Raw genomic sequence first — 23,975 nt, forward strand, 5'->3', positions numbered from 1 at the left:
TGAAGAGGCGGGTCCGTTGGCCCGCCTCTTGGCTTTTCTGCCCTTCACAGCCGAGATTGCGCCGACTTTCCTTCGATCCTGCATCCATCGCCGATTTGCGCATCACATCCACGCGGCAGGGTTGCTTTGCCAAGCAACGCCAGCCCCGTGGATCCCGATGCTATCCAGACGCCGTTTCCTGCTCAAAGCCGGCCTCGCCACGCCTTTCCTGTCCGGCGGCTACGCCTTCGGCGTCGAGCCGCAGCGTCTTGTGACGACACGCTACCGAATCTCGTCCGGCACTTGGCCTTCCGGACTGGTCCTCAGGATCGCCGTGCTCGCCGACATCCACGCCATCAATCCTTGGATGAGCCCTGCCCACATCGAGCGGATTGCGCGCGCCACCAACGCCCTCGACCCCGACGTCGTGCTGCTGGCCGGCGACTACGAGGCCAGCATGCCGCTCTATGGTGTTGGCTCCTATGTCTCGATGGAGGATTGCGCCAGAGCGCTCTCGCTGCTTCGCGCCCCCCTGGGCGTGCATGCCGTGCTCGGCAATCACGATCTGGGACGGCGTGGCAAGGGTGGCGACAACGTCCGGCGCGCCTTCGCCGCGCATGGCATTCCCGTCATGGAGAATGTGGCGGTCCGGCTGGAGAAGGCAGGGAGAGGCCTCTGGTTGCTCGGCTTGGGAGATCAGTGGGGAGGGATCCATCGCAGAAGGCTCGACGACCTGCCGGGCACGCTAGCCCAAATGAGTGATGGCTCGCCAGCGATCCTGCTCGCCCATGAACCGGACATCTTTGCCGAGCTGCCGCATCTGGATCGCGAACGCCGCATTGCCCTGACGGTGTGCGGACACACGCATGGCGGGCAGGTCAGTTTCCCGTTCTATGGCCCGAGAGGCGTGCCCTCCCGCTATGGCAGGCGTTTCGCCTATGGCCACATCGTCGAAGACAACCGCCACCTTGTCGTCTCCGGTGGCCTCGGCATGACCGGTCTTCCGGTACGCTTTGGCGTGCCGCCGGAGATCGTGATGATCACGTTGGGAGGGGCGACCTAGTCTCGAGCAAATGGCTATGGATTCCCGAGCGATGATGAAAACGCGAAAAACGAGAGCCAAAACAAGACTGTCTCTAAAGGCGAGGATCATGATCGTTGTCATGCTGTGCTGCGGTGGTGTCTATATGTGTCGCGATCCAACGCCCGCCGACGTACGCGCACTGGTTCCGGCCATGTTCAAATTAGGTCGCCCAATAACCTTCATCGCCGGCACCGGGTGCTTCTTCGCCGAGTTCGAGGTTCTGGAGGAGCCGTCCGTTAATCCCGATGACAGACGCAAAACTGAGGACAGGATAAGCAGGCTCGTGCCCTTCAGGCAGCGATCTCCAGACTATCAAGGGCTACGTCCGCGACAGGGAGAAAACCTGATTTTCACTCAAGCATCCTTGTTCGATGTAATGGACAGGTTGAACGATCTCGACGTGATGTCGGAGGTCCTAGTCGAAATGTTTTGGAGTGTGAAGAGCTGCCTGTCACGATACGACGATCGAAATAGGACAAATAAAGCCAGTGAATTCAGAGATTTGTTTCAGGATGACGACGTTATACTTTTGCTCCTCCGCCCTCGCAGTTGGCGTGGCTGGTATGTCGCGCCCGCCCTCTACAAGGATCACAGATTGATGGTGTTCGGATCCGGCGTTTAGCGATTTATGTCTGGCTCGCGCATGGCGATTGCGACTTCTTTCCATGGCTTCTGCATATCACTGCTGCCGCAGCGCCACAAAGAGGCGTCAATATGTGCCCATTCGTTGAAATACCCCACGGTTCCGCATGCTCTCCAGACGCAATTTCCTTCTCAAGGCCGGCCTTGCCACGCCCCTCCTGTTCGGCGGCTACGCCTTCGGGGTGGAGCCACGACGGTTGCTGGCGACGCAGTACCAAGTCACACCGCCCCAATGGAGAAGCGGCCCGACGCTGCGCATCGCCGTGCTTGCCGACATCCATGCCATCAATCCCTGGATGACGCCTGCCCATATCGAGCAGATCGCCCACACCACCAATGCCCTCAAACCCGACATCGTGCTGCTGGCGGGCGACTATGAGGCCGGCATGGGACGTTTCGGCGTCGGTTCCTATGTGCCGATGTCGGAATGCGGCAGGGCACTTTCCATCCTGCGCGCGCCGCTCGGCGTGCATGCCGTGCTCGGCAATCACGATATCGGCTGGCATGACGGCGACAATGTCCGCCGTGCCTTCAAGGCCCATGGCATCCATGTGATGGAGAATGCGGCACTGCGGCTCGAGAAGGACGGTCGACCCTTCTGGCTGCTAGGCCTCGGCGACGGCAATTACGGCCTCGACGACCTGCCGGGCACGCTCGCCAAGGTGGGCGACACCGCTCCGGCGATCCTGCTGGCGCATGAGCCGGACATCTTCGTCGACGTGCCCGATCGGATCGCCCTGACGGTCTGCGGCCATACGCATGGCGGGCAGGTGGTGCTGCCCGGCATCGGGGTGATTCATGTGCCCTCGCGTTACGGCAACCGCTTTGCCTATGGCCATATCGTCGAGGGAGATCGCCACCTCGTCGTCTCGGGCGGCCTTGGCATGACGGGGCTGCCGGTGCGCTTCGGTGTGCCGCCCGAGATCGTGCTGATCACCCTGGGGGCAGGGGCGCCGCCGACGGTCTAATCCGTTTGCACTTCGGTGAAAGTTGTGAAACACAACGAACTCGTCAGACAAATGGGACGGGTTCGAATGGCCATGACTTACGACACCATCATCGTTGGCGGCGGCTCGTCGGGCTGTGTCACCGCCATGCGGCTCGTGCGCGACCTCGGCCAGCGCGTATTGATGCTGGAAGCCGGCCCGGCGCGCATGAATCCGATCATGCATATGCCGGCCGGCTACATGAAATATCTGGCCAAGGACACCTATCTCACCATGCACAGGATGGAGCGCCAGCCCCAGCTCGACGGGCGCGCGACCATCGTGCCGCAAGGACGGGTGCTCGGGGGCGGTTCCTCGGTCAACGCCATGGTCTATATGCGCGGCCAGCCGGCCGACTACGACAATTGGGCGGAGAACTACGGGGCGGAGGGCTGGCGCTATGCCGATATCCTCCCGCATTTCATCGCGATGGAAGGCAATGCCGACCTCGACACCCCGGTGCATGGCACCACCGGCCCGCTCAAGGTCACGAGGCCGCTCCATACCTGCGAGATGACGAGAGCCTTCCTTCAGGCGCTGCCGTCCCTGGGTGAGCCGCTCAATCCCGACTTCAATTCCGGACGCCAGCGCGGCGTCGGCCTGATGCAGGGCACCATGGATCCGGTGACGAAGCGCCGCTGCTCGGCCGTGGATGCCTTTCTGCCGCTGGTGCGCGACGACGAACGCTTGACCATCACCACCGAAGCGATCGTGACGCGCCTCGTCATCGAAGGTATCCGCTGCACGGGTGTCGAGTATGTGGAAGGCGGCCGGACCCACAGGGCATCCGCCGCAACGGTGATCCTCGCCGCCGGGACCTACGTCACGCCCAAGCTCCTGATGCTGTCGGGCATCGGCCCGGCCGACCATCTCCTGCGCCATGGCATCAAGCCCCGGGTGGATCTGCCGGGTGTGGGCGAGAACCTGCAGGATCATTGCGAGGTGCCCGTGATTGCCGCCTCCAACGGTCGCTATGGCTATTTCGGCCAGGACAAGGGCTGGAACATGATCCGCAATGGGCTCGATTATCTCCTGCGCAAGCAGGGGCCGGTCACCACCACGGGTGTGGAAGCCTGCGTCTTCACCAATCCCGACGACCGCGAGGCCGACGCCTCGCTGAAGATCTATTGTGTACCGACCGTCTATCTCGACCGCGACATCACAGACGTCACCGCCTGTGACGGCGTCACCTTCACCACCTGCCTGCTCCGGCCGAAATCGCGGGGAACGGTCAGGCTCCGCTCGGCCGATCCGCTCGAGCCGCCGGTTGTCGATGGCGGCTTCCTCAAGCATTCCGAGGATATCAGGCTGATGATTGCGGGCCTGCGTTTTGCCCGTTCCTTCCTTGACGCCTCGCCGATCAGGGAGAAGATCTCCCACGAGATGCTGCCGGGTGCCGACAAAGTTTCCGATGCCGATCTGCACGCCCATTGCAAGCGCATGGTCAAGACCAACTATCACCCGGTCGGTACGGCGCGCATGGGACGGGACGATGATCCGATGGCGGTGCTCGATTCCCAGCTGCGCGTGCGCGGCATCGAGGGCCTGCGCGTGTTCGACTGTTCGGTGATGCCCGAGATCGTCAGCGCCAACACCAATGCCCCGGTGATGGCCATAGCCCATCGCGCCGTGGAGTGGCTGAAGATGGGCTGAGCAACTCGGCAAGGGGTGCTTGCCGGGGCTGTCACATAACTGAAATATTCCTGCACTACGGGCTTCATCAAAGCATGGGCCTATGGCGCCCGAAACGGGTTCGGTTGATCGAGCCACCCTTCGCGCAAGGAGTATTCGCATGACCACGCCAGCCGATAGCAGGCCCAATCTCGACCGCATCCGGCAGGAGATCGCCGATGGCTATGACGAGGAACTGGAACTGGAGCTGGAGGAGGCGCGCCTCGACCGCATCCTCGGGGACGCGCCCGAGCTGGAGGAGCGCGACACGCTCGATCGCAAGATCTATTTCCGCGAGCTCTTCCGCCTGCAGCACGAACTGGTCGAGCTGCAGGACTGGATCCAGCATCACAAGCTGCGGGTCGTCGTGCTGTTCGAGGGGCGCGATTCCGCCGGCAAGGGTGGCGTGATCAAGCGCATCACTCAGCGCCTCAACCCGCGCATCTGCCGTGTCGCCGCCTTGCCGGCGCCCAATGAGCGCGAGCGCACGCAATGGTATTTCCAGCGCTATGTCGCCCATCTGCCGGCCGGCGGCGAAATGGTGCTGTTCGACCGCAGCTGGTACAACCGGGCAGGCGTCGAGCATGTCATGGGCTTCTGCAACGATGCCGAATATGAGGAGTTCTTCCGCTCCGCGCCCGAATTCGAGCGCATGCTGGTGCGCTCGGGCATCATCCTGTTGAAATACTGGTTCTCGATCACCGATGAGGAGCAGGAATTCCGCTTCAACATGCGTATCCAGGATCCGCTCAAGCAGTGGAAGCTGAGCCCGATGGACGTCGAATCCCGGCGGCGCTGGGAAGACTATACAAGGGCCAAGGAAGTGATGCTTGAGCGCACCCACATTCCCGAAGCGCCCTGGTGGGTGGTCGAGGCGGTGGACAAGAAGCGCGCGCGCCTCAACTGCATCAGCCATCTGCTCGGCCAGATCCCCTATGGCCAGGTCGAGCATCCGTCGGTGATCCTGCCCGATCGCGAGCGCCACGAGGACTATGTGCGCCATCCCGTGCCGTCGGAAATGTATGTGCCGAAAACGTACTGAGAAGTCGGGAGGCGGGTCTTCGGACCCGCTTTTTCCTTTCGCCGAGGATGCCTGCTTTCCTGACCTGTCTGGAGATCGGTGCGCTCGCCTGTTCTCATCTCTTTTCGGCATGATCTCATCATTTGAAGCGCGGCTGGTTTTGGCTTAGGCCTGTGAACCCAAACAGGTGCAAGGGAGCCGCCCGATGTCGCTCGTCGATCATGTCAAATCCACCCTGACGGAAATCGCCAAGGACGGTTTGTGGAAGAGCGAACGCGAGATCGCCGGCCCGCAACGTGCCCGCATCGAAGTCGCTGATAAGGCCGGACGGCGGCCGATGCTCAATCTGTGTGCCAACAATTATCTGGGCCTGGCCGATAACCCCGAGATCATCGCCACCGCCAAGCAGGCCATGGATGGCTATGGCTTCGGCATGGCTTCGGTACGTTTCATCTGCGGCACGCAGACCCTGCATCGCGAACTCGAGCGCACCATCGCCCGCTACCTCAACAAGGACGACGCGATTCTCTTCGCCGCCTGCTTCGACGCCAATGGCGGGGTGTTCGAGCCCTTGCTCGGTGCCGAGGATGCCATCGTTTCCGACAGCCTGAACCATGCCTCGATCATCGACGGCGTGCGCCTGTGCAAGGCCAAGCGCTATCGCTTCGCCAATGGCGACATGAACGATCTCGAAGTGCAGTTGCAGGCGGCCAAGGCCGACAATGCCCGCCACATCGTCATCGCCACCGATGGCGTGTTTTCCATGGACGGCTATCTCGCCGACCTGAAGACGCTTACGGACCTTGCCGGGCGCTACGGCGCCAATGTGATGGTGGATGATTGCCACGCCACCGGCTTCATCGGGCCGGAGGGGCGCGGCACGCCCGCTCGCGCCGGGGTGGAGGACAAGGTCGATATCCTCACCGGCACGCTGGGCAAGGCCTTGGGTGGCGCCATGGGTGGCTATGTCGCCGCCAGCCAGCCGATCATCGATCTTCTGCGTCAGCGTGCACGTCCCTATCTTTTCTCCAATTCTTTGGCCCCGCCGGTCGCGGCCGGCTCGATGAAGGCGATCGAGTTGGCTCAGGCGGGCGATGGACTGCGCGAAAAACTGTTCGCCAACACCAGGCGTTTCCGCGCCGGGCTGGAGAAGGCCGGCTTCGAGCTCCTGCAGGGCGAGACGCCGATCATCCCGGTGATGCTGCATGATGCCCGCCGCGCGCAGGACATGGCTCGTGCCCTCGACGAACGCGGCGTCTATGTCGCCGGCTTCTTCTTCCCGGTGGTGCCGAAGGGCAGGGCACGCATCCGCACCCAGATGTCGGCCGGTCTGACGGAGGCCGATATCGATTTTGCCATCGATGCCTTCACCGACGCAGGCAAAGCTTTGGGCGTGATCTGATCTTTTTGCGTGATTGGCTTTGCAGGATGTAGTATCGTAACTACATACCCTGCGGAGGTCTCCGATGAAGCACATGAGCAGCCGGGAGTTCAATCACGATATCGGCAAAGCCAAGCGCGCCGCAGAGGAAGGCCCGCTCGTGATCACCGATCGCGGCAAGCCGGCCTTCGTGTTGCTGAAGCATGAGGAATATCAGCGCCTTGTCGGGGAAGAGCCAAGCATCGTGGATTTGCTCCGCCAGGACGAACCGGAAGCGGATTTCGATTTCGAGCCGCCGCGCTTGCGTGAGATCGTGCGCAGGGAGACGGTATTCGACTGATGTTCCTGCTGGATACCAATGTCCTCTCCGAGCTGCGTCGTCCTCGTCTTGCCGCGCCAAAGCTTCTCGAATGGGCTTACGCCACCGCCAGATCGAGACAATTCATCTCTGCAGTCACCTTGATGGAACTCGAAATTGGCGTGTTGTCGATCGAGCGGCGTGATCCCACGCAAGGCGGAATTCTTCGTAACTGGTTGGTTGGCAAAGTCGAGCCCAGTTATGATGGCCGGATTTTACAGTTTGGATCTCGGACCGCGCAGATATGTGCGCGGCTGCATGTCCCGGACCGGCGGCCCGAACGGGATGCGATGATTGCGGCTACGGCCTTGGAGCATGGCCTGACCATGGTCACCCGAAATGTCGCCGATTTTAGCCCCCTCGGCGTTCCTGTCTTCAACCCCTGGCAAGCCTGAAGGCCTCCCAAGAAAGCCCTGACAGATGAAAGCCCTCGTCAAATCCAAGCCCGAACCCGGCCTTTGGTTTTCGGACAATGAGCCGATGCCTGAACTCGGTCCCAACGATGTCCTGGTGAAGGTGCGGAAAACCGGCATCTGCGGCACCGACATCCACATCTACAAATGGGACGCCTGGGCCCAGAAGACGGTGCCGGTGCCGATGATCGTCGGCCATGAATATGCCGGTGAGATCGTCGAGATCGGCTCGGCCGTGCACAGCCTCAAGATCGGCGAGCGCGTGTCGGGCGAGGGGCACGTCATCGGCATGAAGAGCCGGGCGACGCGGGCAGGGCGCTTCCATCTCGATCCCGACACGCGCGGCATTGGCGTCAACATGCCCGGCGCCTTCGCCGAATATGTGAAGGTGCCGGCCTTCAACATCGTGCCGCTGCCCGAGGAGGTGGACGACGAGCTCGGCGCCATCCTCGATCCGCTCGGCAATGCGGTGCACACGGCGCTGTCCTTCGATCTCGTCGGCGAGGACGTGCTGATCACCGGCGCCGGCCCGATCGGCATCATGGCCGGGGCCGTGGCCCGCCATGCCGGTGCCCGCCATGTCGTGATCACCGACATCAATCCGGTCCGCCTCGATCTCGCCGCCAAGGTGGCCGACGTCGTGCCGGTCAACGTCGCCAAGGAAGATCTGCGCGATGTGATGACCCGCCTGAAGATGAAGGAAGGCTTCGATGTCGGCCTGGAGATGAGCGGTGCGCCGGCGGCCTTCCAGCAGATGCTCGACGTCATGCTGATGGGCTCCAAGATCGCTATGCTGGGCATTCCTGCCACGCCCTTCGCCGTCGACTGGAACAAGATCGTCTTCAAGATGCTGACCATCAAGGGCATCTACGGTCGTGAGATGTTCGAGACCTGGCACAAGATGCTGGCCATGTTGCAGAGCGGGCTCAACATCCGTCCTGTGATCACCCATCGGCTGGCCGTCGCCGACTATCTCGAGGGCTTCGAGACGATGGCGCGCGGCGAATGCGGGAAGATCGTGCTCGACTGGAATGCCTGAAGGGCAGGGGCCGATTGCGTCTCGGCGAGGACGATCCATGAGGTCCGTGCATCATGGGTCGTTGACAGGTTGAGGCACTAATCTATCATTCGTCGTACCATTGCAGCGAAAGATCGGCCGCTGCAGTGACGAAAATTGAGGTACGTAACTCATGAAATCGGGAGGCACTATGGGATTGTTTCAAAAACTGTGTCTGGCGAGCGCCTTGGTCGCGGGTGTTCTGGTGACGCCGGCCTTGGCGCAGGACAAGGGGACCGTCGGCATCGCCATGCCGGACAAGACGGTCGAGCGCTGGATCGACGACGGCAAGAATGTCGTCAAGCAGCTTGAGGCCAAGGGCTATGGCGCCGATCTGCAATATGCCAATGGCGATATTCCCGGCCAGCTCGCGCAGATTGAGAACATGCTCACCAAGGGCGACAAGGTGCTGGTGATCGCGGCAATCGACGGCACCACGCTGGCCGATGCTCTCAAGGCCGCCGCCGCCAAGGGCGTGAAGGTCATCGCCTATGACCGCCTGATCCGCAATTCGGAGAATGTCGACTATTACGCGACCTTCGACAATTTCCAGGTCGGTGTGCTGCAGGCCCAGTCTCTGGAGACGGCTCTCGGTCTCAAGGAGGGCAAGGGCCCATTCAACATCGAGCTGTTCGGCGGTTCGCCGGACGATAACAACGCCTTCTTCTTCTACAACGGCGCCCTGTCCGTCCTGCAACCTTATCTCGACAGCGGCAAGCTGGTGGTGCAGTCCAAGCAGATGGGCATGGACAAGGTCGGCACGCTGAACTGGGACGGCTCGCTCGCCCAGTCGCGCATGGACAACCTTCTCTCCGCCTTCTACACCGACAAGAAGGTCGACGCGGTGCTGTCGCCGAACGACACCCTCGCCCACGGCATCGTCGCCTCGCTGAAGGCGGCCGGTTATGGCTCGGGCGACAAGCCGATCCCCTTCATCTCCGGCCAGGACGCCGAAGTCGCGTCCGTCAAGGCGATCATCGCCGGTGACCAATATTCCACCGTCTTCAAGGATACCCGCGAACTGGCCAAGGTGTCGGTCGGTATGGTCGATGCCGTGCTCTCCGGCGGCAAGCCCGAGATCAACGACACCAAGAGCTACGACAACGGCAAGAAGGTGGTGCCCACCTATCTGCTCAAGCCCGTCCTGGTCACCAAGGACAACTGGAAGCAGGTGCTCGTCGACAGCGGCTACTATAAGGAAGATCAGTTGAAATAGGGGCTCGGGACATCGAACGGTAACCCGCGACCGCAACGCCGGCCGTTCCCCCTGACCGATTGACATGCGATGACGAGAAGCGCCACCGTCGCTCTTGGGGGACGGTGGCGCATCATCTGTTTGCTAATTGTAATACCAATTGACAAGCATCGGAAAGCTCTTATGAATTCTGAGCCTCGCTGGAAGAAACACCCCTTGGCGGCACGGTTCTGGACGCATTCGGCTGTGCTCCGGGGGTGAGAAGAGGCTCCATTGGGGCCGCTTCGATTCCCGATGTCGGCTGAGGGGCAATTTTCTAGACCCGGTTCGTCCCGGACCGGGAAAACGTCAACTTGGGAGAGAGACGTGAAACTATTCAAATCCTTGCTTTTGGCTGCTGCCTTCGGCGCGATCACGCTCGCATCGCCGGCCCTTGCCCAGGATAAGGGGCCTGTCGGCATCGCCATGCCGACCAAGACTTCGGAGCGCTGGATCGACGACGGCAACAATGTCGTCAAGCAGCTCCAGGCCAAGGGCTATGCCACCGATCTGCAATATGCCGACGACGACATCCCCAACCAGCTCGCCCAGATCGAGAACATGCTCACCAAGGGCGACAAGGTCCTGGTGATCGCCTCGATCGACGGCACCACGCTGGCCGACGTGCTCAAGGAGGCTGCGGCCAAGGGCGTGAAGGTCATCGCCTATGACCGCCTGATCCGCAATTCGGAGAATGTCGACTATTACGCGACCTTCGACAATTTCCAGGTCGGCGTGCTGCAGGCCCAGTCGCTGGAAGCCGGCCTCGGCCTCAAGGACGGCAAGGGACCCTTCAACATCGAGCTGTTCGGCGGCTCGCCCGACGACAACAACGCCTTCTTCTTCTACAACGGCGCCATGTCGGTGTTGCAGCCCTACATCGACAGCGGCAAGCTGGTGGTGCAGTCCAAGCAGGCAGGCATGGACAAGGTCGGTACGCTGCGCTGGGACGGTTCGCTCGCCCAGTCGCGCATGGATAACCTCCTCTCCGCTTTCTACACCGACAAGAAGGTCGACGCGGTACTGTCGCCCTATGACGGCCTGTCGCGTGGTATCATCGCTTCGCTGAAGGCCGCCGGCTACGGCTCGGGCGACAAGCCCATGCCCTTCATCTCCGGCCAGGACGCGGAAGTTGCGTCCGTCAAGGCGATCATCGCCGGCGACCAGTACTCGACGATCTACAAGGATACGCGCCAGCTCGCCAAGGTCTCGGTCGACATGGTCGACGCCGTGCTCTCCGGCGGCAAGCCTGAGATCAACGACACCAAGAGCTACGACAACGGCAAGAAGGTGGTGCCGACCTATCTGCTCAAGCCCGTCCTGGTCACCAAGGATAATTGGAAGCAGGTGCTGGTCGATGGCGGTTACTACAAGGAAGACCAGCTGAAATAAGTGGTCGTCCTCAAACCATGTTAGGGTATCGGGCGGCTGGCACCACGGTGCCGGCCGCCCTTTTCACAGGTCATCCACTATGACAGCCATCCTGGAAATGCGGGGCATCACCAAGACCTTTCCGGGGGTCAAGGCGCTCAGCAACGTCAACCTCACGGTCAACGAGGGCGAAATTCACGGCGTGGTCGGCGAGAATGGCGCCGGCAAATCAACCCTGATGAAGGTGCTGAGCGGGGTCTATCCCCACGGCTCCTACGAAGGGGAGATTCGCTTCCGCGGCAAGGAATGCCACTTCAAGGATATCCGCCAGTCTGAAGAGCTCGGCATCATCATCATCCACCAGGAACTTGCCCTGGTGCCGCTGCTCTCCATCGCCGAGAACATCTTCCTCGGCAACGAGCAGGCCACCGGTGGCCTGATCGATTGGCCCCTGACCTATGGCAAGACTCGCAAGGTGCTGGATAAGGTCGGGTTGAGGGAATCGCCGGACACGCTCATCACCAATATCGGCGTCGGCAAGCAGCAACTCGTCGAAATCGCCAAGGCCTTGTCGAAGGACGTCAAGCTGCTGATCCTCGACGAGCCGACGGCCAGTCTCAACGAAAGCGACAGCGATGCCCTGCTCGACCTCCTTCTGGAGTTCAAGCGACAGGGCATTTCCTCGATCCTGATCTCGCACAAGCTCAACGAGATTTCCAAGGTCTGCGACGAGATCACGGTGATCCGCGACGGTGCCTCGATCGAGACCCTCGACTGCCGTAACGAGGCGATCAGCGAAGACCGCATCATCAAGGGCATGGTCGGGCGCGAAATGGCGGATCGTTATCCCAGCCGCGAGCCCAAGATCGGCGAGCCTGTCCTGGAGATCAAGGACTGGGTGGTGCACCACCACGAGCATTCCGATCGCCAGGTGGTCAAGGGCGTGAACTTCACCGTGCGCAAGGGCGAGGTCGTCGGCATCTCCGGCCTGATGGGCGCTGGGCGGACGGAGCTTGCCATGAGCATCTTCGGCCAGTCCTACGGCCAGCGCATCAGCGGCCAGGCCCTGATGCACGGCAAGCCGGTCGATCTCACGACCATCCACAAGGCGCTGGCCAACGGCCTCGCTTACGTTACGGAGGACCGCAAGCAACTCGGCCTCGTCCTCGAAGAGGACATCATCAAGAACATCACGCTCAGCAACCTGGAAGGTGTGTCGAAGAATTCCGTCATCGACGACATCAAGGAATTGCGGGTGGCCAACGACTACAGGCGCAAGCTGAATATCCGCTCTCCCAACGTTTTTCAGAAGACGGTGAACCTGTCGGGCGGCAATCAGCAGAAGGTGGTGCTCTCCAAATGGCTGTTCTCCAATCCTGAACTGCTGATGCTCGACGAGCCGACGCGCGGTATCGATGTCGGTGCGAAGTACGAAATCTACAGCATCATCAACGAGATGGTGAATGAAGGTAAAGCCGTGCTGATGATTTCCTCCGAGATGCCGGAACTGCTCGGCATGTGCGATCGCATCTATGTGATGAATGCGGGCCGCTTCGTAGGCGAATTCCCCGGTGCCGAGGCCACCCAAGAAAAGATCATGCGCGCCATCATGCGTGCGGAAGGACATTGACGATGACGACAAACACCGTGGAAGCTCAAGGCTCTTCGCCCAAGAAATCGATCCTTGAATATATCAGCGGCAACATCCGCGACTATGGCCTGCTGATCTCTCTGATCGTCATCGTCGGCTTCTTCCAATACATGACGGAAGGGCGGATGCTGGCACCGTCCAACATCAACAACATTCCCAACCAGAACGGCTATGTCATCGTCATGGCACTCGGCATGCTGCTGGTGATCGTGGCCGGCCATATCGACCTGTCGGTCGGCTCGGTCTGCGCCTTCACCGGCGCCGTCGCCGCGACGCTGATGGTGAAGCTCGGCTGGCATTGGGCACCGGCGGCGGTCGCCACCCTGGTGGTCGGGGCGCTGATCGGCGGCATCCAGGGCTATTTCATCGCCTATCTGCGCATTCCCTCCTTCATCGTCACCCTGGCGGGCATGCTGGTGTTTCGAGGGCTGACCTATCGCCTGCTCGGCAATACCAATGTCGGCCCGCTGCCGGCCGAGTTCAACCAGCTCAGCGCCGGCTGGATTCCCGATCCCTTCGCCGCTCAGAACTTCTTCACCACCACCTTCGCCCTTGGCCTGATCGCCGCGGCGCTGTTCATCCTGGTGAACATCAAGGGCCGGATGACGCGGCTCAAGCACGGCGTGGAGGAAGAGCCGATGGCGATCTTCATCGGCCGCAACATCCTGATGGCGGTCGCCACCGTCTATGTCAGCTATCTCCTCGCCATGTATCGTGGCCTGCCGATGGTGCTGATCATCCTGCTGGCGCTGACGCTGCTCTATGTCTTCGTCACCACCCGCACCGTGGTCGGCCGGCGCATCTATGCCCTCGGCGGCAACGAGAAGGCGGCCAAGCTCTCCGGCATCAACACTGACCGCCTCATCCTGTTGACCTTCGTCAATATGGGCGCGCTGGCAGCCTTGGCCGGGCTGATCGTCACCTCGCGCTTCGGCGGCATGGCGACCCCGAAAGCGGGCGACGGCTATGAACTCGACGTCATCGCGGCTTGCTTCATCGGCGGCGCTTCGGCCTCGGGCGGCGTCGGCAAGATCACCGGCGCGGTGATCGGCGCCTTGCTGATGGGCGTGATGAATGTCGGCATGTCGATTCTCGGCCTCGGCATCGACGACCAGAAATGGATCAAGGGCCTGGTGCTGCTCTTCGCCGTCTGTCTCGACGTCTACTACAAGAAGAAGCGCTGAGAGAGACCATAACGATGGCAGTATGCCGGCCTTCGGGCCGGCATTTGCTTGATACCGTCTCGATTGCAATGCCCCGATTCTACTTGGCGATTGCCGCGGCGTGGCCTTAAAACGCCTGCCGTTCTCGGGAGTGGTCATGGAGCGAATCGTCAAGGCATTCTTCAACTCGGCAGCGGGCCTTGCCCATGCCGTCCGCTACGAACTGGCGGTACGCCAGGAGGTCGTCGTGCTGCTCGTCGCGGTGCCGGCGAGCTTCTTCGTGACCGAAAGCTGGTGGAAGCGCCTTGCCCTGATCGGCGTCATCCTGCTGGTGCTGATGGTGGAGTTGCTCAACACCGCCATCGAGGCGCTGTCGGACCATGTTACGCCCGACCGCCACCCCCATATCCGCATCGTCAAGGATCTCGGATCGGCAGCGGTGTTCACGGCGCTTACCTTGGCGGGCCTGACCTGGATTCTCGCGCTGGCCGAAAGGCTGGTGTAAGGATGGCGGATCCTTATCCGCCTTTGAAGAGACCATGAGCACCGATATTCTGCGCATTGCCATCGCCCAGCTCAAGCCGACGCTCGGCGATATCGTCGGCAACCTCGCCAAGGCGCGCGCTGCCAGGGCGAGTGCGCGCGAGCAGGGCGCCGATCTCGTGCTGTTCACCGAACTCTTCCTCTGCGGCTACCTGCCCGAGGATCTGGTGCTCAAGCCCGCTTTTCAGGACGCCTGCCGTGCCGCGCTGGAGGATTTCGCCCGCGATACGGCCGACGGCGGGCCGGCTGCCCTGGTGGGTCTGCCCTGGCGAGAGAAAGACAAGCTGCACAATGCGGTAGCGCTGGTGGACAAGGGGATCGTCGCCGCCGTCCGCTTCAAGAACGATCTGCCCAATTACGGCGTGTTCGACGAGAAGCGCGTGTTCCAGCCGGGGCCCCTGCCGGGTCCGATCGCCTTTCGCGGCGTGCGTCTGGGCGTACCGATCTGCGAGGATATCTGGGGCCATGACGTAGTCGAGTGCCTCGCCGAGACGGGCGCCGAAATCCTGCTGGTGCCCAATGGTTCACCCTATCATCGCGACAAGTCCGACATCCGGCTCAACGTGGCGGTGGCGCGCGTCACCGAATCCGGTCTTCCGCTGCTCTATGCCAATGAGGTTGGCGGCCAGGACGAGGTGATTTTCGACGGCGCCTCCTTCGCCCTCAATGCCGATCATCGCCTGGCGGTGCAATTGCCGGCTTTCCGGGAAGCCGTTGTTACCACCATTTGGCGGCGCGGGGCACAAGGCTGGGCGTGCGAGCCGGGCATGGTCGAACTGGTGGAGGAGGGCGAGGAAGCCGATTACCAGGCCTGTGTCCTGGGTCTGCGCGACTATGTCGACAAGAACGGCTTTCCAGGTGTGGTGCTCGGCCTGTCCGGCGGTGTCGATTCCGCCCTGGTAGCGGCCATGGCGGTGGACGCGCTCGGGCCGGAGCGGGTGCATTGCGTGATGCTGCCCTATCGTTACACCTCGCCCGAATCCCTGAAGGATGCCTTCGAATGCGCCGCGGCGCTGGGCGTGCGCTATGACGTCGTGCCGATCGAAGCGCCGGTGAGCGGGCTGGAGAGCGTGCTCGAACCGTTGTTCAAGGGCCAGCCACGTGGCATTGCCGAGGAGAACATGCAGAGCCGCGCCCGTGGCACCATCCTGATGTCGATCTCCAACAAGTTCGGCGCCATGGTGGTGACCACCGGCAACAAGTCGGAGATGTCGGTCGGCTATTGCACGCTCTATGGCGACATGAATGGCGGCTTCAACCCGATCAAGGACCTCTACAAGACCGAGGTCTATCGCCTGTGCGAGCTGCGCAATCGCTGGAAACCGGTGGATGCCAAGGGGCCGGCGGGCGTGGTGATTCCGCGAAACATCCTGACCAAGGCGCCATCCGCCGAATTGCGCGAGAACCAGAAGGACCAGGATTCGCTGCCGCCCTATGACGTGCTCGACGACATCCTGCGCTGCCTGGTCGAAAGCGAGATGCGGGTCAGCGAGATCGTGGCGCGCGGCTATGACGAGGAGACCGTGCGCAAGGTCGAGCGCCTGCTCTATCTGGCCGAATACAAGCGCCGCCAGGCCGCGCCCGGCGTGAAGGTGACGGAGAAGAATTTCGGCCGTGATCGCCGTTATCCGATCACCAACCGGTTCCGGGACGGCAACAAGGCCGCCTTCGTGCCGGATGCCGCACTCTATCGGGTCTCCACCACCGCGAGCGCGGATGCGGTGGATTTCTAAGCTTCGGGGTCGTCTGCTCGCGCTTCCGCCTGGGCCGTCGCGATGAGCCAGCGCCGGACCGCGTCCGTCGGTTCGGGATGGCGCTGCCGGCGTGGCAGCACGACGTAAAAATCATGGCTGCCGGACAGTTCGGCAGCCACCGGCTGGACCAGCCTGCCGCTGGCGAGGTCGCCGGCGACAAGGAAGCGGCTGGCGAGCGCGATGCCCTGGCCGGCGGCGGCCGCCTCGATCGCCAGTCCCGTCTGGTTGAAGCGCATCCGCCGCGGCTCGACGAGCGGCTTCAGCCCCAGCGCCTGTTCGAGAAACTCGGGCCACAGATTGTGGGTATCGTGCAGGAGGGTATGGCTCGGAATCTCGGCTGGTTCGAGGCCGTTGGTGCCGGCCGGCAGCAGGCCGGGCGCGCAGACGGCGATCACCTGCTGCGCAAACAGGCGCTCGACCACCAGTCCCGGCCCGAAGGGCAACCGCCCTTGCCGCACCGCGATGTCGACGCCGTCGCTCTGGAAATTCGACAGGCTCTCATTGGCCAGAATGCGCAACTCGACGAGCGGATGCTCGGCCACGAATTGCGGCAGCCTGGGGATCAGCCATTTGGTCGCGAAGCTCGGCGTGACGCTGATCGTCAGCCTGGCAGGCTCGGGGCGCAGTCCCTGCGTCGCATCGGCGATGAGTTCGAAAGCCCGGCGGATATTGGGCAGATAGCCCTGCCCGGCATGGGTAAGGGTAAGCCCACGAGGCAGCCGTTCGAACAGTTTCACGCCGAGATCGGCCTCCAGCCCTCGGATATGCTGGGCGACGGCGCCCTGGGTTACGTTCAGCTCCTCGGCGGCAAGGCGGAAGTTCAGATGGCGTGCGGCAGCTTCGAAGGCGCGCAGGGCCTTGAGCGGAGGAAGGTGAGGCAGGACATCCGGCATGCAGTAGTTTTTCTACAGGATCGGAATAGCTATTCTGGCTCGAATGAAGCCTGATTTGGCAGTATATCAGGAAGACAGGCGCTTTGTCGCGGCCTTGCGCCGCTCCGGAATATGGAAGGATGACTTCAATGGCAGCAGAAAAAGTAGCGATCGTTACGGCCGGCGGCAGTGGCATGGGAGCAGCTGCCGCAAGGCGCCTGGCCAAGGATGGCTACAAGGTTGCCATTCTCTCCTCCTCCGGCAAGGGGGAAGCCATCGCGCAGGAATTGGGCGGTCTCGGTGTCACCGGCTCCAACCAGTCCAACGAGGATTTGCAGCGCCTCACCGATCGCACGCTCGAGCGTTGGGGACGTGTCGACGTGCTGGTCAACAGCGCTGGCCATGGTCCGCGTGCGCCGCTTCTGGAGATCACCGATGAGCAATGGCACACGGGGCTCGACGTCTATCTGATGAACGTGATCCGAGCGACCCGCCTGGTGGCCCCCACGATGATTCGCCAGAAGAGCGGCGCCATCATCAACATCTCGACGGCCTGGGCCTTCGAGCCGACGGCGATGTTCCCGACCTCGGCCGTGTTCCGCGCTGGGCTTGCCGCCTACACCAAGCTCTTCGCCGATCAGCATGCCGCCGACAATGTGCGCATGAACAATGTGCTGCCGGGCTGGATCGACAGCCTGCCGGCCACCGAGGAACGCCGCGACAGCGTGCCGATGGGCCGCTACGGCACCAGCGAGGAGATCGCGGCTACGGTCGCCTTTCTCGCCTCGGAGGGCGCCGGCTACATCACTGGCCAGAATATCCGCGTCGATGGCGGGCTGATGCGCTCGCTCTGAAGGAACGCGTTTGGAGCGCCATTTCCCGGATGCGCGGGTGTCTCGTCCGCGCACCCGGAAAGATGTCGCGTTCTCAGATGGCCCAGCCGGCCTTCAGGCCTTCCAGCACCGCTTCCTCGGCCGTGCGGGGCGTCAGGCAATCACCGATGAGATGGATCTCGGCGGGAAGGCCTTCCAGCTCGGCTTCCAGGGCATTGGCGGCCTCATGGCCGAGCGACGTCACCAGCGTGTCGATGCCGTCGACGATGATCGGCTCGCGCCCGGTGACATGGGCGAGATAGACGGTCTGCCCGTCGACGCCGTAGAGATCGGCATAGGGGATGACTTCGATGCCGAGATCGTGCAGCACGCCGGCCCAGTGGTCGCGGACATAGGCCTGGATGCGCTGGCCTGGCATGTAGCCATTGACGGCAAGGCGGACCTTGCAGCCGGCCCGCGCCAGCTTCTCGGCGACGCCCATGCCGATCCAGTCGCAGCGCCAGTCCGCCACCAGTACGGAGCTGCCGACATTGGCCTCGTCGCGCAGCACCTGCCAGGCGTCGACGACATGGGCGGTTTCCGCACCGGGCAGTTCGGGATGGCGCGGCGTGGCGCCGGTGGCGATGATGACCACGTCGGGGCGCTCGTGCTCGACCAAGGCGCGGTCGACTCTGGTGTTCTTCACCATGGTGACGCCGGCAAGCTCGGCTTCGCGGGTGAGATTGGTGACGATGCCGCCAAACTCCATGCGCCGTGGCAGCAATTGCGCCAGCAGGGCCTGGCCACCGAGCCGGCCCGACGCCTCGTAGAGCGTGACGTCATGGCCGCGCGAGGCGGCGATGCTGGCGGCTTTCATGCCGGCCGGACCGCCGCCGGCGACCAGTACCTTCTTCACGGCGCCGGCACGCAGTACCTTGCCGTAGCGCAATTCGCGCCCGGTCTCCGGATGCTGGATGCAGGAAATCGGCACGCCGAGCTGGAAATGGCCGATGCAGGCCTGGTTGCAGGCGATGCAGGCGCGAATGTCGTCGAAGCGGCCCTGCTCGGCCTTGGCGGGCATGTCGGGGTCGCAGATCAGCGCCCGCGTCATGCCGACCATGTCGGCCGAGCCGTTGGCGATCAGCTGCTCGGCATCCTGGGGCTGGTTCACCCGTCCGGCATAGAAGACCGGCGTCTTCACCTTGCGCTTCACCGCCGCTGCCGACGGTGCACCATAGCCGCTGGCGAAGGCCATGGCGGGGGCGATATGCACGGCACCACCGAAGCTGGCCGAGGAACCGACCGTCAGGTTGAAATAGTCGAAGCTGCCGTCGAGGGCGGTGAGCACTTCCGCCACTTCCTCGGCGGTGAGGCCGTTGAGATCGCTGTCCTCGGATGAAAAGCGCAGCCCGACCACGAAGTCCGGTCCTGTCCTGGCGCGGATGGCGGCCAGGCTCTCGCGGATGAAGCGCAGGCGATTGTCGAGAGAACCGCCATAGGCGTCCTCGCGCAGATTGACGCGCGGATTGACGAATTGGGAGGGCAGGTAGCCATGGCTGCCGACGATCTCCACGCCGTCGATCCCGGCCTGTTCGAGCCGGCGTGCGGCCTCGCCATAGCCCTCGACGATTTCGCCGATCATTGCCGTGCTCATGGCCCGCGGCATGACATGGAAGCGCTGGTTGGGCACGGCAGAGGGCGCGTAGGCGACGGGGGCGGTGCCTTCGGCCGTCTCCATGATCTCGCGCCCGGGATGGAAGAGCTGGCCGAATACCGCGGCTCCCTCGGCATGGCAGACTTCCGCGAGGCGCCGGTAGCCGGGAATGCAGTCGTCGCTGGTCGCCATCAAGAGATGGGAGGTATAGCGCGCCGTCTCATGCACGCCGGCGACCTGCAGCACGATCAGCCCGACGCCGCCCTGGGCACGCGCCTGCTGATAGGCGATCAGCGCGTCATTGGGCACGAAGGCCGTGGGCAGGGTGGTGTCATGCCCGGTGGACATGATGCGGTTCTTGATGCGCAGATTGCGGATCGTGAACGGCGAGTAGAGGTGGGGAAGGGCGGCGGACTGGCTCACGGGGCCTCGCAGAAACTGGACCCGTACTGGGTGCACGGGAGCGATCGTGCAATCAACATGGCCGATTGTCGCGACAGGCGAGCAAGTATTCGGCTCGTGCCTCGTGTTCCGCAAGTCAGACATTTACAGGCGCGGGCGGGATGCCCGCGCCTGTGAGAAGGGGGCTCGAACGTCTCAGAGATTGAAGTCGAAGCGATAGCTTGCCGAAACGCCGATCAGGAACTGGTTGGGGGAGCCGCGCTCCTTGACCAGGCTCGATTTGGAGGCGGGGCCGGTGAGGCGGCTATATTCTGCAAAGGCGCTGGTGGTGATCTTGTCGGTGGTCTTCCAGGTAAGCGCGCCGCCGACGCCGACCGATTTCAGGCCACCGCCGGGCGAATAGGGGCTGAGGCCGGAAGCGAGCGATTCCTGCAGGTTCACGCCGTAATAGGCATCGAAATAGCTGCGCGTGGCCAAGGAGAGGCGGGGGCCGCCGGAAATCCGCCAATCCGGCGCGATGTCATAGAAGGCATCAGCGGCGAGATCGGCGACGAGGCCGTGATGCGAACGGATGCCGTGCCGCAATTCGGCGCGCAAACGCAGCCATTCGGTCGGATAGATATCGGCGAAGATACCGAGTTCACCGCCCCAGCGTACCGGCTTGAGGCCCTTGAGATCATCGTCGGTGGAGCCGTCGCGCTCGAACAGGATCTTGCCGACCGGGCCGATGCGCAGGAAGCCGTTGTCGAGGAGGCCCAGACCCGGATTGTCGTTGCGCGAGGTGAAGGCCGGGCCCTTGCCCTGGCGGGACAGCGAGACGATCGGCGAGGGCAGGAAGCTGAAATCCTTGGCGCCTTCATATTTGGGGCCCATGGCGGCGGTGGCGCCGAGCTCCAGCGACCAGCCACCGGCGATGTAGTTGTCCCAGAATCCCGTTGGCGTGTAGGAAGAGGACTGGGCCAGCGCCGGCGTTGCCAGAACGGCAAGAACTCCTGCCGCAGCGGCAGTCTTCAGGGAGGTACGCAACATCACTCTATTCCCATTTCCGGTCGCGGCAGGAACGGCCGCCAACCTGGCCGCACAATGCCTTCGAGGTGACAACAAACAATGAAGGATGCCATGAATAATCAACGAATTCCCTAACGTCATGTTTTGGATGCCGAGGGCATCGTCAGTTTCGTGATGCCTATTTTGGCGGCATTCACTGAGTGGCGATGATCAGCCGGGAAAGGAGTCTATGAGCCGGCTGCAATTGATTATCGTGTCCCTTATAAACACGATGGCGATTTTGTGGCCAGCAAAAATGGCATGAGCCTGTTCATAATCTCTCCTTCAAAAGGGAGGGTTCGCGGTATAGGACAGGCCATATTTCTAATTTTGAAAGCCCATCATGCCGCCCGTCGTCCGTTTTGCGCCATCTCCCACCGGCTATATCCATATCGGCAATATCCGTACCGCCTTGCTGAACTGGTGTGTGGCCAAGCGCGATGGTGGGCGCTTCATCCTGCGCTATGACGATACCGACACCGCCCGTTCGCGCCAGGAATATGCCGACGCCATTGCGGTGGACCTTGCCTGGCTTGGCATGGTGCCGGACGTGCAGGCCCGCCAGTCGGAACGCATGGCCCTCTATGATGCCGCGGCCGCCAGCCTGCGCGGGGCCGGCCGGCTCTATCCCTGCTACGAGACCGAGGAGGAGCTGGAGCGCCGGCGCACCTTGCAGAAGGCTCGCGGCCTGCCGCCGGTCTATGACCGGGCGGCCCTGCGCCTGACGGCCGAGCAGAGGGTGGCAATGGAGGCCGAGGGGCGCCGGCCGCATTGGCGCTTCCTGCTCAACCACCGCATCGTCGAATGGCAGGATGGCGTGCGTGGCCACGCCCATGTCGATACCGCCTCGCTCTCCGATCCGGTGCTGATCCGCGCCGATGGCGGCTATCTCTACACGCTCCCCTCGGTGGTCGACGACATCGATCTCGGCGTCACCCATATCATCCGCGGCGAGGACCATGTCACCAACACCGCCGTGCAGATTGAGATCTTCGAGGCGCTGGGAGGCACCGTGCCGGCTTTTGCGCACCACAACCTGCTCACTACGGTGAGCGGCGAGGGGCTATCCAAGCGCAGTGGCGCGCTGTCGATCGGTTCGCTGCGCGAGGACGGCTTGGAGCCGATGGCGGTGGCGAGCCTGGCGGTGCTGACCGGCACGGCCGAGGCTGTCAGGCCGATCGCAACTTTGCCGGAACTGGCGGCGCTGGTCGACCTCTCGCGCATCTCGCGGGCGCCGGCACGGTTCGATCCGGCCGAGATCGAGACTCTCAACGCCAAGCTGCTGCACGAGACGGATTATGCGGATGTCTCGCAGCGACTCGCGGCTCTCGGTATCGAAGGCGGCGAGGCATTCTGGCTTGCCGTGCGCAGCAATCTCGTCAGGCTGGCGGATGCGAAGACCTGGTGGGACGTAGTCACCGGACCTGTCGCCGCCGGCGAACGGGATCGGGAGTTCCTCGGCCGCGCCGCCGCACTGCTGCCGAGCGAACCCTGGGACGAGAACACCTGGAGCGCCTGGACACAGGCCGTGAAAGACGCCACCGGTGCCAAGGGCAAGGCCTTGTTCATGCCGCTGCGCCAAGCGCTGACCGGGCTCGATCATGGTCCCGAACTCAAGGCGCTGTTGCCCTTGATCGGCCGCGAACAGGCGTTGGCACGGCTGGCAGGCTGAGGCTGGAGTGCCGACATCCTGACATTGGATTTATGAGGGATCTCGACCGGGAGGTCGACACTCCACTCTAGCGCCCGGCCAGGGGCCTTCCCATATGGGGCCCGATAAGGAGACCCCGCATGTTGCGTAGAATATGCTTCGGCCTTGCCGTAATCGGACTTGCCCTGGCGGCTCCCGCCGCTGCCCAGGCGCAGGAGCCGGACCTGATCTTCCGCAAGTCGACGGTATGGAAATTCCTGACCCCCGATGACAAGCTTGCGGTCTACGGCATCGACGATCCCGATGTCGAAGGGGTTGCCTGCCACTTCACCGTGCCGGAGAAGGGCGGTCTCAAGGGCATGTTCGGGGTGGCCGAGGAGGTGTCGGACGTCTCCCTGGCCTGCCGCCAGGTCGGGCCGATCAAGTTCAAGGAAAAATTCGAGCAGGGCGCCCTGGTCTACCGCCAGTCCCGCTCGCTGTTCTTCAAGAAGATGCAGGTGGTGCGCGGCTGCGACGCCAAGCGCAATGTGCTGGTCTATCTGGTCTACACCGACAAGCTGATCGAGGGATCTCCGAAGAACTCGACCTCGTCGGTACCGGTGATGCCCTGGGCTGGCGAGCCGCCGCAGAAATGCGGCGATTTCGTCACCGACTGAGGGCGGAGCCCGGCAGAGCTGCCGCCCGCATTCCCACTTCCCGTGAAGTTTTTACTTCTCGCAGGTGATCACGACGGCGTGCGGCTGCGCGGCAGCGGCCACCTGCGTGGGCGCGTTGATGGCGCCGGTGATGTCGGTTTCAGTCTGGCGGCGGAAGGCGACGGCCTTGGCATAACCATTGGCGACGCACCATTCGCTGGCAATCGGCTGGCCGCAAGGCGAGCCGCTTTCCAGGCAGGTGTCGACGCCGTAGCCGTCATCGCTGCTGACGACGAAGGAAGCCACGTTCTGGGCGGAGGCGGGGCTGGCGAAGGCCAGGCAAGCCGCGATGAAGGAGAGGGTACGCAGGTTCATCGAAATCACACATGTGAACGGGGTCTGCCCCGTTCGGATAGCGGAGCTTGCCTATCATCGCTGTGCGTTTTTAAACATACGTAAATCTGCGTGTTTAATTTTTGGCGAAACTCTGTTGCCTGGGTGCATCACTCTGGCACTGGAGAAAGCGGATGCCGTCCTTGTCTCGTGTGGCTTGACAACGTCGCCCGCATGGCACATTGCTCCCGGCCATGACAA

The 23,975-nt window shown here is 62.7% G+C and carries 22 protein-coding genes; 18 read left to right on the forward strand and 4 right to left on the reverse strand.

Annotated features, from left to right (window positions below):
• Positions 1-157 precede the first annotated feature (157 nt).
• The 15 genes from BA190_RS12385 to BA190_RS12455 all read left to right on the forward strand — a co-directional run bounded on the left by BA190_RS12385 (position 158) and on the right by BA190_RS12455 (position 16,287).
• On the forward strand, positions 158-1,042 hold the full coding sequence (locus tag BA190_RS12385; protein WP_068287071.1) for a metallophosphoesterase: 885 nt from the start codon (positions 158-160) through the stop codon (positions 1,040-1,042).
• A gap of 88 nt (positions 1,043-1,130) precedes the next feature.
• Positions 1,131-1,685, forward strand: a complete 555-nt coding sequence (locus BA190_RS12390; protein WP_156771494.1) for a hypothetical protein — start codon at positions 1,131-1,133, stop codon at positions 1,683-1,685.
• A 127-nt stretch (positions 1,686-1,812) separates the two neighbouring features.
• Complete coding sequence (locus tag BA190_RS12395) at positions 1,813-2,673, forward strand: metallophosphoesterase (RefSeq protein ID WP_068287077.1); 861 nt, start codon at positions 1,813-1,815, stop codon at positions 2,671-2,673.
• A gap of 66 nt (positions 2,674-2,739) precedes the next feature.
• The gene (locus tag BA190_RS12400; RefSeq protein WP_068287079.1) at positions 2,740-4,344 is read left to right on the forward strand and encodes a GMC family oxidoreductase; all 1,605 of its coding nucleotides are present in this window, start codon (positions 2,740-2,742) and stop codon (positions 4,342-4,344) included.
• Between the two features lie 139 nt (positions 4,345-4,483).
• Positions 4,484-5,404, forward strand: a complete 921-nt coding sequence (gene ppk2 / locus BA190_RS12405) for a polyphosphate kinase 2 (protein WP_068287082.1) — start codon at positions 4,484-4,486, stop codon at positions 5,402-5,404.
• A 184-nt stretch (positions 5,405-5,588) separates the two neighbouring features.
• Entirely contained in the window at positions 5,589-6,785 is a 1,197-nt protein-coding gene (locus BA190_RS12410) for a glycine C-acetyltransferase (protein ID WP_068287086.1), read from the forward strand.
• 64 nt (positions 6,786-6,849) lie between these two features.
• Positions 6,850-7,104: a type II toxin-antitoxin system Phd/YefM family antitoxin gene (locus BA190_RS12415; protein ID WP_068287089.1), complete on the forward strand. Its 255-nt coding sequence runs from the start codon at positions 6,850-6,852 to the stop codon at positions 7,102-7,104.
• The gene (locus BA190_RS12420; protein ID WP_068287092.1) at positions 7,104-7,517 is read left to right on the forward strand and encodes a type II toxin-antitoxin system VapC family toxin; all 414 of its coding nucleotides are present in this window, start codon (positions 7,104-7,106) and stop codon (positions 7,515-7,517) included. The genes BA190_RS12415 and BA190_RS12420 overlap by 1 nt, the downstream gene beginning before the upstream one ends.
• Before the next feature lie 25 nt (positions 7,518-7,542).
• The gene (gene tdh, locus BA190_RS12425) at positions 7,543-8,574 is read left to right on the forward strand and encodes an L-threonine 3-dehydrogenase (RefSeq protein WP_068287095.1); all 1,032 of its coding nucleotides are present in this window, start codon (positions 7,543-7,545) and stop codon (positions 8,572-8,574) included.
• Between the two features lie 169 nt (positions 8,575-8,743).
• Positions 8,744-9,808, forward strand: a complete 1,065-nt coding sequence (gene chvE, locus BA190_RS12430) for a multiple monosaccharide ABC transporter substrate-binding protein (RefSeq protein WP_068287098.1) — start codon at positions 8,744-8,746, stop codon at positions 9,806-9,808.
• A 345-nt stretch (positions 9,809-10,153) separates the two neighbouring features.
• Positions 10,154-11,218 carry a multiple monosaccharide ABC transporter substrate-binding protein gene (gene chvE, locus BA190_RS12435; RefSeq protein ID WP_068287101.1) on the forward strand — a complete coding sequence of 355 codons (1,065 nt, stop codon included), beginning with the start codon at positions 10,154-10,156 and terminating at the stop codon, positions 11,216-11,218.
• Positions 11,219-11,297: 79 nt separating this feature from the next.
• On the forward strand, positions 11,298-12,827 hold the full coding sequence (gene mmsA, locus BA190_RS12440; protein WP_068287104.1) for a multiple monosaccharide ABC transporter ATP-binding protein: 1,530 nt from the start codon (positions 11,298-11,300) through the stop codon (positions 12,825-12,827).
• Positions 12,828-12,829: 2 nt separating this feature from the next.
• Positions 12,830-14,032 (forward strand): multiple monosaccharide ABC transporter permease, encoded by a 1,203-nt coding sequence (mmsB, locus tag BA190_RS12445; protein WP_068287107.1) that lies wholly within the window; start codon positions 12,830-12,832, stop codon positions 14,030-14,032.
• A gap of 136 nt (positions 14,033-14,168) precedes the next feature.
• A complete protein-coding gene (locus tag BA190_RS12450) occupies positions 14,169-14,516 on the forward strand; it encodes a diacylglycerol kinase (RefSeq protein ID WP_068287111.1) in 348 nt (115 codons plus the stop codon).
• 34 nt (positions 14,517-14,550) lie between these two features.
• The gene (locus BA190_RS12455) at positions 14,551-16,287 is read left to right on the forward strand and encodes an NAD+ synthase (protein WP_068287114.1); all 1,737 of its coding nucleotides are present in this window, start codon (positions 14,551-14,553) and stop codon (positions 16,285-16,287) included.
• Here the strand turns inward: BA190_RS12455 and gcvA are convergent.
• Positions 16,284-17,201 (reverse strand): transcriptional regulator GcvA, encoded by a 918-nt coding sequence (gene gcvA, locus BA190_RS12460; protein ID WP_068287117.1) that lies wholly within the window; start codon positions 17,199-17,201, stop codon positions 16,284-16,286. The genes BA190_RS12455 and gcvA overlap by 4 nt on opposite strands.
• 128 nt (positions 17,202-17,329) lie before the next feature.
• Between gcvA and BA190_RS12465 the strand changes: the two genes are divergently transcribed.
• A complete protein-coding gene (locus BA190_RS12465; RefSeq protein ID WP_068287120.1) occupies positions 17,330-18,034 on the forward strand; it encodes an SDR family oxidoreductase in 705 nt (234 codons plus the stop codon).
• Between the two features lie 73 nt (positions 18,035-18,107).
• Here BA190_RS12465 and BA190_RS12470 read toward each other — a convergent pair whose 3' ends face one another.
• Positions 18,108-20,069, reverse strand: a complete 1,962-nt coding sequence (locus BA190_RS12470; protein ID WP_068287123.1) for an FAD-dependent oxidoreductase — start codon at positions 20,067-20,069, stop codon at positions 18,108-18,110.
• Positions 20,070-20,243: 174 nt separating this feature from the next.
• The gene (locus tag BA190_RS12475) at positions 20,244-21,077 is read right to left on the reverse strand and encodes a MipA/OmpV family protein (protein WP_068287126.1); all 834 of its coding nucleotides are present in this window, start codon (positions 21,075-21,077) and stop codon (positions 20,244-20,246) included.
• A gap of 361 nt (positions 21,078-21,438) precedes the next feature.
• Here BA190_RS12475 and gltX point away from each other — a divergent pair, with 361 nt between their 5' ends.
• Together gltX and BA190_RS12485 are read left to right on the forward strand one after the other, a co-directional pair.
• On the forward strand, positions 21,439-22,767 hold the full coding sequence (gene gltX, locus BA190_RS12480) for a glutamate--tRNA ligase (protein ID WP_068287129.1): 1,329 nt from the start codon (positions 21,439-21,441) through the stop codon (positions 22,765-22,767).
• A 119-nt stretch (positions 22,768-22,886) separates the two neighbouring features.
• Positions 22,887-23,402: a CreA family protein gene (locus BA190_RS12485; protein ID WP_068287132.1), complete on the forward strand. Its 516-nt coding sequence runs from the start codon at positions 22,887-22,889 to the stop codon at positions 23,400-23,402.
• A gap of 51 nt (positions 23,403-23,453) precedes the next feature.
• On the opposite strand, the gene BA190_RS12490 is transcribed toward BA190_RS12485, so the two are convergent.
• Positions 23,454-23,756 carry a hypothetical protein gene (locus BA190_RS12490; RefSeq protein WP_068287134.1) on the reverse strand — a complete coding sequence of 101 codons (303 nt, stop codon included), beginning with the start codon at positions 23,754-23,756 and terminating at the stop codon, positions 23,454-23,456.
• Between the last annotated feature and the right edge of the window lie 219 nt (positions 23,757-23,975).

This window comes from Labrys sp. WJW (assembly GCF_001676615.1).
Lineage (GTDB): Bacteria > Pseudomonadota > Alphaproteobacteria > Rhizobiales > Labraceae > Labrys > Labrys sedimenti.

What these genes read in the sequence shown, in the direction of transcription:
- BA190_RS12385 (WP_068287071.1), top strand. Translation starts at nt 158, where the DNA reads ATGCTATCCAGACGCCGTTTCCTGCTCAAAGCCGGCCTCGCCACGCCT.
- gltX (WP_068287129.1), top strand. Translation starts at nt 21,439, where the DNA reads ATGCCGCCCGTCGTCCGTTTTGCGCCATCTCCCACCGGCTATATCCAT.
- BA190_RS12410 (WP_068287086.1), top strand. Translation starts at nt 5,589, where the DNA reads ATGTCGCTCGTCGATCATGTCAAATCCACCCTGACGGAAATCGCCAAG.
- BA190_RS12465 (WP_068287120.1), top strand. Translation starts at nt 17,330, where the DNA reads ATGGCAGCAGAAAAAGTAGCGATCGTTACGGCCGGCGGCAGTGGCATG.
- BA190_RS12475 (WP_068287126.1), bottom strand. Translation starts at nt 21,077, where the DNA reads ATGTTGCGTACCTCCCTGAAGACTGCCGCTGCGGCAGGAGTTCTTGCC.
- BA190_RS12450 (WP_068287111.1), top strand. Translation starts at nt 14,169, where the DNA reads ATGGAGCGAATCGTCAAGGCATTCTTCAACTCGGCAGCGGGCCTTGCC.
- BA190_RS12455 (WP_068287114.1), top strand. Translation starts at nt 14,551, where the DNA reads ATGAGCACCGATATTCTGCGCATTGCCATCGCCCAGCTCAAGCCGACG.
- BA190_RS12490 (WP_068287134.1), bottom strand. Translation starts at nt 23,756, where the DNA reads ATGAACCTGCGTACCCTCTCCTTCATCGCGGCTTGCCTGGCCTTCGCC.
- mmsA (WP_068287104.1), top strand. Translation starts at nt 11,298, where the DNA reads ATGACAGCCATCCTGGAAATGCGGGGCATCACCAAGACCTTTCCGGGG.
- BA190_RS12415 (WP_068287089.1), top strand. Translation starts at nt 6,850, where the DNA reads ATGAAGCACATGAGCAGCCGGGAGTTCAATCACGATATCGGCAAAGCC.
- BA190_RS12400 (WP_068287079.1), top strand. Translation starts at nt 2,740, where the DNA reads ATGGCCATGACTTACGACACCATCATCGTTGGCGGCGGCTCGTCGGGC.
- mmsB (WP_068287107.1), top strand. Translation starts at nt 12,830, where the DNA reads ATGACGACAAACACCGTGGAAGCTCAAGGCTCTTCGCCCAAGAAATCG.
- gcvA (WP_068287117.1), bottom strand. Translation starts at nt 17,201, where the DNA reads ATGCCGGATGTCCTGCCTCACCTTCCTCCGCTCAAGGCCCTGCGCGCC.
- BA190_RS12485 (WP_068287132.1), top strand. Translation starts at nt 22,887, where the DNA reads ATGTTGCGTAGAATATGCTTCGGCCTTGCCGTAATCGGACTTGCCCTG.
- ppk2 (WP_068287082.1), top strand. Translation starts at nt 4,484, where the DNA reads ATGACCACGCCAGCCGATAGCAGGCCCAATCTCGACCGCATCCGGCAG.
- BA190_RS12390 (WP_156771494.1), top strand. Translation starts at nt 1,131, where the DNA reads ATGATCGTTGTCATGCTGTGCTGCGGTGGTGTCTATATGTGTCGCGAT.
- BA190_RS12395 (WP_068287077.1), top strand. Translation starts at nt 1,813, where the DNA reads ATGCTCTCCAGACGCAATTTCCTTCTCAAGGCCGGCCTTGCCACGCCC.
- chvE (WP_068287098.1), top strand. Translation starts at nt 8,744, where the DNA reads ATGGGATTGTTTCAAAAACTGTGTCTGGCGAGCGCCTTGGTCGCGGGT.
- BA190_RS12420 (WP_068287092.1), top strand. Translation starts at nt 7,104, where the DNA reads ATGTTCCTGCTGGATACCAATGTCCTCTCCGAGCTGCGTCGTCCTCGT.
- tdh (WP_068287095.1), top strand. Translation starts at nt 7,543, where the DNA reads ATGAAAGCCCTCGTCAAATCCAAGCCCGAACCCGGCCTTTGGTTTTCG.